The 11,010-nt window shown below is 50.4% G+C and carries 6 protein-coding genes and 2 rRNA genes (1 of these 8 cut by a window edge); 3 read left to right on the top strand and 5 right to left on the bottom strand.

Annotated elements, in window-relative coordinates:
* Both SD425_RS23700 and rrf read left to right on the top strand, forming a co-directional pair.
* A 23S ribosomal RNA gene (locus SD425_RS23700) occupies positions 1 to 1,180 on the top strand; it begins 1,728 nt to the left of the window's first position.
* A gap of 86 nt (positions 1,181 to 1,266) precedes the next feature.
* A 5S ribosomal RNA gene (gene rrf, locus SD425_RS23695) occupies positions 1,267 to 1,378 on the top strand.
* A gap of 336 nt (positions 1,379 to 1,714) precedes the next feature.
* Here rrf and SD425_RS23690 read toward each other — a convergent pair.
* The 5 genes from SD425_RS23690 to SD425_RS23670 all read right to left on the bottom strand — a co-directional run bounded on the left by SD425_RS23690 (position 1,715) and on the right by SD425_RS23670 (position 9,763).
* Entirely contained in the window at positions 1,715 to 2,992 is a 1,278-nt protein-coding gene (locus SD425_RS23690) for a pitrilysin family protein (protein WP_324672962.1), read from the bottom strand.
* A gap of 9 nt (positions 2,993 to 3,001) precedes the next feature.
* The gene (porV, locus tag SD425_RS23685; protein ID WP_324672960.1) at positions 3,002 to 4,195 is read right to left on the bottom strand and encodes a type IX secretion system outer membrane channel protein PorV; all 1,194 of its coding nucleotides are present in this window, start codon (positions 4,193 to 4,195) and stop codon (positions 3,002 to 3,004) included.
* Between the two features lie 55 nt (positions 4,196 to 4,250).
* The gene (gene porU, locus SD425_RS23680; protein ID WP_324672958.1) at positions 4,251 to 8,240 is read right to left on the bottom strand and encodes a type IX secretion system sortase PorU; all 3,990 of its coding nucleotides are present in this window, start codon (positions 8,238 to 8,240) and stop codon (positions 4,251 to 4,253) included.
* A 137-nt stretch (positions 8,241 to 8,377) separates the two neighbouring features.
* Complete coding sequence (locus tag SD425_RS23675) at positions 8,378 to 9,112, bottom strand: CDP-alcohol phosphatidyltransferase family protein (RefSeq protein ID WP_324672956.1); 735 nt, start codon at positions 9,110 to 9,112, stop codon at positions 8,378 to 8,380.
* A gap of 15 nt (positions 9,113 to 9,127) precedes the next feature.
* Positions 9,128 to 9,763, bottom strand: a complete 636-nt coding sequence (locus tag SD425_RS23670) for an MBL fold metallo-hydrolase (protein WP_324672954.1) — start codon at positions 9,761 to 9,763, stop codon at positions 9,128 to 9,130.
* A 135-nt stretch (positions 9,764 to 9,898) separates the two neighbouring features.
* On the opposite strand from SD425_RS23670, the gene SD425_RS23665 reads away from it, so the two are divergent.
* Entirely contained in the window at positions 9,899 to 10,987 is a 1,089-nt protein-coding gene (locus tag SD425_RS23665; RefSeq protein WP_324672952.1) for an FAD-dependent oxidoreductase, read from the top strand.
* The last annotated feature ends 23 nt before the right edge of the window (positions 10,988 to 11,010 follow it).

Genomic DNA, 11,010 nt, shown 5'->3' with positions numbered 1-11,010 from the left:
ATGGTCCTGTAACTTCGGGAGAAGGGACGCTTCCTTGTAGCAATACAAGAAGCCGCAGTGAAAAGGCCCAAGCGACTGTTTAACAAAAACACATGACTTTGCGAACGCGCAAGCGGAAGTATAAGGTCTGACACCTGCCCGGTGCCGGAAGGTTAAGAGGGGAACTTAGTCGCAAGGCGAAGGTTTGAATCGAAGCCCCGGTAAACGGCGGCCGTAACTATAACGGTCCTAAGGTAGCGAAATTCCTTGTCGGGTAAGTTCCGACCTGCACGAATGGTGTAACGATTTGGGCGCTGTCTCAGCCGTGAGCTCGGTGAAATTGTAGTCTCGGTGAAGATGCCGAGTACCCGCCACGGGACGGAAAGACCCCGTGCACCTTTACTATAGCTTGCCATTGACGCTGGCTAACACATGTGTAGGATAGGTGGGAGACTGTGAACCGGAGGCGCCAGCTTTCGGGGAGTCAACGTTGAAATACCACCCTTGTGTTAGCCGGTGCCTAATCTGGAAACGGAAACAGTGGCTGGTGGGTAGTTTGACTGGGGTGGTCGCCTCCAAAAGAGTATCGGAGGCTTTCAAAGGTCCGCTCAGTACGCTTGGTAACCGTACGTAGAGCGCAATAGCAGAAGCGGGCTTGACTGTGAGGCCTACAAGCCGAGCAGGGTCGAAAGACGGATATAGTGATCCGGTGGTTCCGCATGGAAGGGCCATCGCTCAAAGGATAAAAGGTACGCCGGGGATAACAGGCTGATCTCCCCCAAGAGCTCATATCGACGGGGAGGTTTGGCACCTCGATGTCGGCTCGTCACGTCCTGGGGCTGGAGAAGGTCCCAAGGGTTCGGCTGTTCGCCGATTAAAGTGGCACGCGAGCTGGGTTCAGAACGTCGTGAGACAGTTCGGTCCCTATCTGTGGTGGGCGTTGGAGATTTGACAGGACCTGTCCTTAGTACGAGAGGACCGGGATGGACCAGCCGCTCGTGCACCGGTTGTGGCGCCAGCTGCAGCGCCGGGTAGCGACGCTGGGATGAGATAAGCGCTGAAAGCATCTAAGTGCGAAACTCACCTGAAGATGAGATCTCCCAATATAAGGGCCGTCAAAGACGATGACGTTGATAGGCTACAGGTGTAGAGCTAGAAATAGCACAGCCGAGTAGTACTAAGCACCCGAACGCTTCTAGACCACACCTGGTACTTTTCTTTTTCCGGCTCGTTGCCGCATGTCAATGGTTTTAGGAGCTGCTCGGAACACGAGTAGTCCCCGCCAGCAATGGTGGCTTTAGCCCGGGTGTTCACCTCTTCCCATTCCGAACAGAGTCGTTAAGCCCCGGTGCGCCTATGGTACTGCCTTCACCGGTGGGAGAGTCGGTCGCCGCCAACCTTTGCTTTTTGCCCCGCGTGTGCCGCGGGTGCTTCGCTGCCTGCCTGCGCGAAGCACCCGCGGCACACGCGTTTTATAGCCTAGCCTCAGCCTTGGCTCCCAGATCCACGAGTTGTAACGCGGAGCATATGGCTTTGGTTAACCTAGCTCCTGCTCATTTCATTGCACACTTCGTGTTTACGTGTTACTTGTAACGTGGTACATAGGAGCAATTAAGCATCTTTTCCATCCTAAAGGGATCTATCTCATAGCTTGATATCTGGTCTTACTCAAGGGTAACAAGACAAGGCTCATTTCACCCATAGGAAAAGCCCTTGTCTTGTTACCCTTGAGTATTTAATGAGCAGGGCCAGCTACTACTTCTATCATATCAGTAGGTGATAAATAGTCTTGTGAGAGCTGCAAGAGTGTTTCAGATGTTACTGAACGAATTTGAGATAAGAAATCTGAGTAGTAGGTATTAGGTAGGTGTTGGAAAATGAGGTTCTTGTACTTGTCACATTGCTCGAAAACAGTACTTAACTCGTTCGCAAACTTACCTGCCATATAATTCTTTACTGTCTGTAACTCATCAGCAGGGATTAATTCCTTCTGGAGGCGATGCAGTTCATGGTGAATCTCGTGTATAGCTGATTTGGTGCTTTCAGCGTTAACGTCTGTACCAATGACAAAGCTAGTCGCATACTCACGCGCAGAAACGCTAGCATAAATGCCATACGTATATCCTTTATCCTCACGGATGTTTTTCATAAGCCGCGAGCCAAAGTAACCTCCCAACACTTTCACTAGCACCTGTAGGGAGTGAGTATCTGCATGGCTAAGGGATGGCCATAAACGCCCAATGCGTAAAGAAGATTGGATGCTGTCAGGAAGAAGAACATGGTCTTGTAGAGGAGCAGAGCGCAAATCAGCCTGCTCAATAACAAGCGGCAGATTGGTTGATGAATGCTGACCTATCATCCGTGTTACCAATTCTTCTTGCTCAATACCGACATCACCGCACAGAAAAACTTCTGCGCTACTTAGTTGATAAGTAGCTTGGTGAAAAGCCTTGACCTCACCAGCAGTTATATTCTGAAAGGTAGCTTCGTTGAAAACGCTTCCGTAAGGAAATGTTGGACCAAATAAATTATTAGAGAAACGTTCAGAAGCTAGGTAGCCAGGTTTTTGTCGTTCGATCTGCACGTTCTGAACTGTACGTGTCTTGAGTAAATCTAATTCCGTAGCTGGGAAAGTAGGTTCTGTAATTACAGCTACTACAAGCGGCAAGAGTTGCCTGAAATGACGAGCCAAGCAATATAAAGTGAGTGTGGATCGGTCAAAGCCTTGCTCACATTCTAGAGAGGCACCATAGAAAGCTATTTCATCAGCAATCTGACGTGCGTTACGTGTACGCGTGCCTTCCAGTAACATGCGTGCTGTGAGAAGGGAAACTCCTGACTTTGGATCATACCACTTGCCAGCCGGGAATACAACCTGCAAGCGGACAACAGGCTGAGCAGCGTTCCGTAGCACATGCAACCTAGCGCCATTAAGGAGTGAAAACACGTCAGCCGCGGGTAGCGTTACGCTAGCCAGCGGCTGAACAGAAGGAGCGACTTGGCGGTCGAGCATAGAAGCAGATTAGTTGGTCGAATTACTGTCGCTGGGCCCAAAGGCTTCTTCCAGCTTATTGAAGTTAAAGTGTAATGATACGCGAATAGTTTGCGCTAAAGGATTTTGGCGGGAATTAGGAACTAAGTAAGCACCATCTACCCCAAATACTTGATAACGGATACCAGCTCCAAAGCTGAGGTATTGGCGGTCACCTTTGTATTGGTTTTCATAAAAGTAACCTGCACGGACCGCTAACAAGTCATTGTACCAATACTCAAGACCAGCTGAAAGGTTTATCTCGCGTAGCTCTTCTTTGAAACCACCTGGGGCATCATTGAAAGAACCTAACATTGCGCTGACTACAGATTTATTAGCAATTTCCCGGTTCTTATCTATGATTCTCTGATCATTAGGGGCAACACCCTCGATATAGTACGGCGTAGGAACTAAGAGCTTATTCGCATCGACTGTGAAAGTAAGCTTGTTATACGCATCTAGCTCGCGCATAATAGCGGTACCTAGCTTCAGGTTTGTGGGCAAGAAGTCGGCTTGCTGCGGATCGGTATAAGTAATTTTTGTACCGATGTTCGATAAAGAAGCTCCTAAACCAAGGTTGTATTCACCAGCACCAATCGTTAGGTCTTTGTTGTAGTAAGCACCTAGGTCCACTGCAGCCGCGTTTCCGGGCTTAGCGTCGGTGCTGAGGTTGCCAGTTAGGTTGGAGCGGATGTAGCGTACGGAGATACCGACACCAAAATTGTCGCTTAGCTTTTGTCCGTAGGAAATGCTGACAGCGTACTCCTTCGGGTTAAAATCTCCTAATAGTTGGTTTTGGTTACCGCGTAATGAGATGCTGCCTAGGTCAAAATACATGAGCGAAGCAGCAATAGCTGACCGCTGACCTAGCTTAGAATAACCTGATAGGTAGGCGAGGCCCATATCATCAGTAATCGTGCGCAACCAAGGGGTGTAGGACGGAGATACACTATACTTGTTCGTGACAAAACCTAGCTTACCAGCATTGTAATAGGCGGAATTTGCATCTGGTGAAATGGCCACTCCTGCCTCCCCGAGCGCCGCTGAACGAGAGTCTGGGCTGAGAGTTAGGATAGGCACGGCCGTGGTAATCGTATTCTGCACGTTTTGAGCCGTAGCGCCAGCTGATACGCCTAACAGACCGGACAGAAACACAAAACGCAAAGAAGTCTTCGAAAAAACCATAAAAATGAGATTGGACGTAAAGCAGACCGAAAGTCTGCTCAGATGATGAACAAGATTAGTTGAGGATAACTAGTTTTTCGTACTTGGAAGCCGTCGATCCCTTAAAAGTAAGGGAACGTACGCTTACGCGGTACACGTACACGCCTCGTGCAAGCTGATCGTTGTATTCATCGCGACCATCCCAGGAGAGTGCCGAAAGATGAGAACTGCTGCCGGCAACGCTGGTGCGCAACGTTCGCACCAGCTTGCCCGAAACCGTAAAAATTTGTACTTGCACTTCTAAGTCGTCACCGCTACGGTTTTGGTCAAAGTGAAAGGTAGTGGACGAAGAGAATGGATTAGGGTAATTGAGAACGTGGCTTAGGGCTAGCTTTTCGCTGCTTGCAACAATAAACTCTATTTCTTTCTCGGAGGAGTTGTTGTGAGTATCCCACGCCTTCAGACGTAGCATATGCGGACCGGTATTCAGCTCCTTGAACAGATATTTGACAGTACCTGCCTGGAAGCTGTCCACTTCAGAGGTGTAGTAATCGTTTAGGATAGTGAGCTTGCTCAGATCATTGTCTAGCACTGCTGTGATTTCGTGACCCACACCGGAGCTAGCGGTGTTGATGCCGTTTTCATCCCGCAGACGAGCGAGCAAGGTAGTATTAGGAGACGTGAGACCACCAAATACAAATGACTCTGAATCCATAAACAAACGAATGCGCGGGGGCAAACTATCGGCTTGAGCGGTGCTGTTGGCACCACCAATAGGCACGACAGAGCTACCGTGTGCATCAACTCGGTTGGTCACATCGGCAGCGTATAAGCTGATCTTGCCATTACCTAAGCTGTAGTTGATGTCCTTCGGAACAACAAAGCTAAGCGCAAACTGACCGTTACGAACCGAGGCTTGACCGTCGTAGATAATGTTTTCTTGTATAGCAATATTTGCAGTGGTGTCACCTGGCTCATTGACAAGCGTTTTTATTATAGAAGGCTTCTCATATACGGTTATCTGACTGGTGCCAGTGAAGTTCGTATTGACAACTCCACCGCGAAGTACTTGGCCTTTTAACTCTACTTTATCTAAGGATTTCAACGTAGTTCCCGATGAAACAGGTTGCCCGTTAATGCTGCTTATTGTTACAGTTTGCTCTGGATAAGCTAAGCGGGTTGTGGGGTCGCCGAGCAAACTGAAATGGCGATTGATAGTAGCAGAGGTGCTATTGTTCTTAGTTTCTGCTACTACTTCTCCTAAACGAGGCATTGAACCATCAGCAGATGGCTTAAATACTTCATTATAGAAAGCCGTATTCAAACTAAGATTAGCCGTGGTAGTCGCTAGACGTGTGGTGGTGAGGAGCGCAATAGCACCTGCTTTTGTATCCGTAAGTAGCTGTTCGCCGGCGGAAGTATTCTCCGGGTTATCGTAGGTACTAAAATCGCAAGTAGCTGTAACAAAGAAGCTCAAACGCTGTGTATTTTGAAGTCGCGCAATGGATCCCTTCGTGAAGATTCGCTCTTCAGCCCAGGACTCAGGCCCTCCATGACCATTATAGTTGATAATCAAAGAGCCCTGCTCAATGGCTTCATCAATTGCTTGGTTGCAGTCAGGTGATAGTTGACCAGCAGCAGAAATAGTCTGCGGGTACATTGCCAAATATACCTTGCGTACATTATAGCTGGGATGAACAGTAAGTAATGAATTAGCAAAGGGCTCAGAGGACTTCATCATATGAAAATCTACTTCTCCATCATCCGCTACAAAGGTGATGCGATTGCGCCACTTGCCATACCCATCAGGCGAGTCGTAAGCAATAAGCTTATCTACTACATCACGCACGAGCGCAGTAGATCCAGGTTGTCCTGGGGGCGTGCGGACAGGTAAGCGGCCAATACCAATGTCGATTGTTTCAGTCTCTTCGATATCCTCACGCCAGTAGCCTTCATTTTCGTCGAGAAAACCAAAGTAATCGTCTGATGAATAAGAATTCCCGCCCGAACCAGTTAGACGGGAGAAAATAGGCGCAAACGATTCCCTAGATTCATAAACAGGCACGTAGTTCTGGTTGATTTTATCCAGATTTTGGGTTGTCGTACTTCCTTGCGGATTTCCCCAATGCCGATCAGTCCACCAAGCTGGCGCCTTTGTTAGATCATTGCTGGGGTCAGCTTTATAATCGAACGAGGCGTCACCGAAGAGCAGTAAATAGTTTTGCTTGCCAACTGCGGCGCGGTCATATACCATCTTCATCAGGTCGCGAATGGCAGTAACATCCTGCCCACCGGAGCTGAATTCATTATAAACTTGAGACGTAGTTACTACTTGTACGTTCAGCTTGTCATGGTCACGACGGTGCTGCGCGAGGCGCTCGGCTTCTTCTTTGAAGGGCGGATAGCATACAATAACCAGATCTAGCTTGCCATCTGTGTTGAGGGCGTGTAGGTTTTGGTTCGGAACGCGACCAAAGGCACGGGGGCTAGGGAAATCATTGCCTTTAAATGCCACAAACTCGCGCAATACGTTTGTCGCTGCTACAAAGCTGCTCGTGCTACCGTTGATAGCCAAGGGCTGCTGAACGGGTATGTGTGGGTTCGTGACGTCCCATATAACGGCATCGGTCGCATCGCTAAGCACAAACTGACTCCGAGCGTTGGCGCTGATGTTATCAAAGGAGCGAAATTCTAGCAGTTTGTCGCTCATGCGCAAACGGCGTTGGGCATTTACTTCTAAGTAATCCAAGTAGCCTTTTGCCGTAGTGGAATTGCTAGCTCCGCTGGCATCGTAGGTAAGCGCGACTCGTACTTCTGTGGGATTACCCGTTAGGGTAGTTGAAAAGTTTACAACACTGGTATTGGCTGCTTCCGGAAAGTAACTGGAATAAGCTGCTGGGATGTTTTGAGCGTTGTTCATGGCAACGCCGTTGATAGCAGTGCGAAAAGTAGTGGAAGTACCAACCGGGGAGTTGGCGGCAACCGACGATTGCACTTGTACCGGCACAGTCGTTACCAGATCTGGTATTGAGAAAGTAAATTCTCGTTGCGGAGTGCTTGTGTCAAATGTTTCTCCCAGCCATTGACGACCGGAGCGCAACAGGTTATTTAAATCACGCTCGTAAAACTGGCGCTCGGCGAAGGTGGAGATAGTAGCGGAAGAACCCGTGAGTGTAGCTCCCGTGGCAACGCGCTTACCTAGGTTAGTACTCACCCGCACAAAGTAATAGGCCGTGTCGGTGTAGATGTGCTCGATATGCTGAAAGCGCTGGCTCGTACCGTCGCGCGTCCACGTGTGCGGGCCGCGGGCGTAAAACAAAGCGTAGTCGTTATCGCCGAAGGTGCTGTTGTTGCCGCTAGAAACGTAGATGGCATTTTCGACTAAGTCGTCGGGACGCGGGTCGCTGTTGAGCTGCGGCAATAAGCCGGTAGCATTGCCATACACTTGTAAGCGGCGCGGATCTATACTTTGTACATCGATGCCGAGCGCTTTGAGAAAGTTCTTATCTAGCTTGTAGATACCATTGGTTGGCACCCCAATCTTATACCAATCACCTGTGTTAAGTACCGACGTAGAAGTGTAGGTGCGAGTCGTGGGCCGGCGTGCTACGGTAGCTAGGGTGTATGCATAATCGAAGGAAACCAGCTTTTCAGCTTGTCCCGTTCGCGAGTTCCGACGTAAGGGCTGTAGTGTTACGAAGCTTACTGGCTGACGGCGGGTAGTGCCTGTGCGGACTTTTACGGGTACATCAGCAGGCAGCTCGCCACTAGAAAAGAGGCGACTGTCAGCTTCCGGAAGTGCTTCGTACACAGTATTGCGGAGTGCGCCACTTTCCACGGTACCGGCTAGGTTGATGGTGTAGGACCCCAGTATTTCTCCTGGTTGGTACACAGCACCCATGAAGGTAGGGACGCGCCGCACCGATCCATTTGGCATATCGAGGTGAGCATAGCTCTGCCAGGTAAGCGTCGTATGCTTTACCTGCTCACCCGACTGCGCTTTCACCCGAAAGCCCAAGCTTAACAAAGCGCCGCAAAGCAGGAGACGAAGAGTAAAAAAACGCATATAGATAATTTCGATAAGACGTAGTTAAGATGATTTTGGACGACCTCCGCCTAATGGAGCTAGGTAGCAGCCCAGATAATGAATACTGCTACTTAACTAGCAAAACATCTAAATATTGTGAGGCTTGAGGTGGAAAGTTAGCCTGCCGCGGGCCGTAGAACCGACAGCAAAACGTACAGCAGCACAATAAGAGGAACGGCAGTAGCCTGAAGACCTAACAACAAGCCAAGACTCAGCAGTAAAAATACAAAACGCAAGGAGTTGTCTTGCCAACGCAGGTTCTTGAATTTCAAAGCAAAAAGAGGAATCTCAGCTACCAACAGGCCGGAAAGCAAAAACGTAAGACCTAGCAATACCCAAGGATTCAAGATCACACCGCTAACTCCGAATTGGTCGTGAGCCAAAATGACGGGTAGCGATATAACCAGCAAGGTGGCAGCCGGAGTGGGTACCCCAATGAAGGAGTCCGATTGGCGAGCGTCGTTGTTGAACTTAGCCAGGCGTAGCGCAGAGAAAATGCTGACGGTAAAAGCTAGGTATCCCAAGCTTGACGGCCAAGTGCTCATCGGCAGCGTGTATTGTAGCAGCTTAAATAAAACAGCGCCCGGCACAACCCCAAACGACACCATATCGGCGAGCGAGTCTAAATCTTTGCCAATGGGTGAAGAGACGTGCAGGGCACGGGCCACTAAGCCGTCGAAAAAATCGGCGACAGCAGCAATGCCAATCAAGTAAGCTGCTGATGCTAAGCCTGCGAAAGAGTCATGAGTGCCTGGGGTTGGGTTGTAAGCGAAAATTAGACTCAGCGCTACGCAGCCACACAGCAGGTTCAGACAGGTGAGAGCGTTGGGTAAATGCTTTTTGATAGCCATAAAAAGCTAGGGTACCTAGCGCAGAAAAGGATTAGAGATGCGCTCAGCGCCAATGGTAGTGGCTGTGCCGTGACCAGGATACACGGTCACGTCATCGGGCAAGGTAAGCAGCTGCGTACGGATGCTGCGGATGAGCGTGGCATGGTCGCCGCCGGGTAAGTCGGTGCGACCGATGCTCTGGCGAAACAGTACGTCGCCGCCAATGACCACTTTGGTGGGTTCGTGGTAAAAAATAACGTGGCCGGGGGCATGACCAGGAGTAAAGCGTACCGCTAGCTCCGTATCACCGAACCGCACAGGGGCATCAGGTGTTAGAAAACCTGTTGGCTCAGCAGGCGTGTACTGCGGAAAACCGTACGGCGCCGCGTACGTCGGCACGGCGCGCAGGGTACCTAGGTCGGCTTCGTGAATCAGGAATGGCACCTGGTACGTGTCTATTATGAATTGATTGCCCAGCACGTGGTCGATGTGGCAGTGCGTGTTGAGCAAAAGGACGACTTGTAAGCCGTGTGTTTTGATGAATTCTTGTAGCGCGTTCTGCTCTTGCCGGCTATAGCAGCCGGGGTCTACGACGGCACATTGGCCCGTGCCATCGTGCAGTAAATAGGTGTTCTCCGAAAACGCGTTGAAAGTAAAACCACTGACGGTCATGCAACAGAATAAAAGAGGGCCCGCAGGCCAGGATGTAATGCGGAGGTAAGTTACGAGTCTTGCTGCGAATCGAGCTAGCCAAAAGTTAGCCTAAGGAAGCGTAACGCCATTTACTTTACCTTGCTTCAAATGATAATGCACGATTACTTGATTATTGGCCATGGCATTGCCGGTGCCACCTTGGCCCACGAGCTACGGCGCCGCGGGCGTAGCGTGCTGGTACTCGACACGTACCAGCCCGATTCTGCTTCCAATGTAGCAGCAGGACTCATGAACCCAGTGGCCGGCAAACGGTTTGCCCTTGCATGGCGGGCCGATGAGTTTCTGACGACAGCAGCCACTTTCTACCGAGAGCTAGAAGCAACCTTTGGGCAGCAGTTCTTCTTCGACACGCCCATCCTTAAGCTGTTTTCGTCGGTAGCGGAGCAAAATACGATGCTAGCTCGCAGCGCCGACCACCCGTGGCAAGACTTTGTGGAAGAGCTAGGTCCAGCTTTGCCTTCCGCTGCGGGCGTGCGCCAAGATTTTGGGGGAGTATGCATCCGCCGCGGGGGCTATGTAGCCGTGCGCGAGTTGCTGGATGCTTTGGCGGCTCAAGGAATCAGCCAAGGTTGGCTTCAGCGCGAAACTTTTGAATGGAAACAGCTTGTTATCGGCCCGACGGGAGCTACCTACGCCAATACCATTCATGCCCGGCATGTGGTGTGCTGCGAAGGTGCCGCGGCCGTGCACAATCCTTATTTTCAATGGCTGCCACTTACGCCCAACCAAGGCGAAGTGATTGACGTTGAGTGTGCGGGCTTAGCTGATACGCAAGTGCTCAACAAGGGAGCTTACGTAGTGCCGCTTGGCGCAGGAAGGTTTCGGGTAGGCGCCACCTACCGGTGGCCTCCCTTTGCATCTGGCATTACGGAAGAGGCCCGCGCAGAGCTTGGTCAGCGGCTGGCTAACATGACGGATCAACCGTTTGTTGTGCTAGCACAACGGGCTGGCGTGCGGCCGGCAGTGCGCGACCGAAAACCCTTGCTAGGTATGCATCCGGCTAACCCAGTTATGAGTATATTGAATGGTTTCGGATCCAAAGGCGTGATGCTGGCGCCCCTGCTGGCTAGGCATTTTGCTGAGGTGCTAGAAGATGGCGTAGAATTGTGGCCGGAGGTCAATATTCTGCGTTATCACGCGTTATATGTAGCCGCCTCACAGGCGGTTGATTTTTCTTCTTGATTGTCTGCCTTTTTGCTGCTTAT

The organism is Hymenobacter sp. GOD-10R (assembly GCF_035609205.1).
Taxonomy (GTDB): domain Bacteria; phylum Bacteroidota; class Bacteroidia; order Cytophagales; family Hymenobacteraceae; genus Hymenobacter.
Note: the sequence above shows the minus strand (reverse complement) of the source record. Positions and strands in the feature narration are given on the sequence as shown.

Bases quoted from the DNA above. Each gene is read 5' to 3' on its own strand.
- SD425_RS23690 (WP_324672962.1), bottom strand. From the start codon at position 2,992: ATGCTCGACCGCCAAGTCGCTCCTTCTGTTCAGCCGCTGGCTAGCGTA.
- porV (WP_324672960.1), bottom strand. From the start codon at position 4,195: ATGGTTTTTTCGAAGACTTCTTTGCGTTTTGTGTTTCTGTCCGGTCTG.
- porU (WP_324672958.1), bottom strand. From the start codon at position 8,240: ATGCGTTTTTTTACTCTTCGTCTCCTGCTTTGCGGCGCTTTGTTAAGC.
- SD425_RS23675 (WP_324672956.1), bottom strand. From the start codon at position 9,112: ATGGCTATCAAAAAGCATTTACCCAACGCTCTCACCTGTCTGAACCTG.
- SD425_RS23670 (WP_324672954.1), bottom strand. From the start codon at position 9,763: ATGACCGTCAGTGGTTTTACTTTCAACGCGTTTTCGGAGAACACCTAT.
- SD425_RS23665 (WP_324672952.1), top strand. From the start codon at position 9,899: ATGCACGATTACTTGATTATTGGCCATGGCATTGCCGGTGCCACCTTG.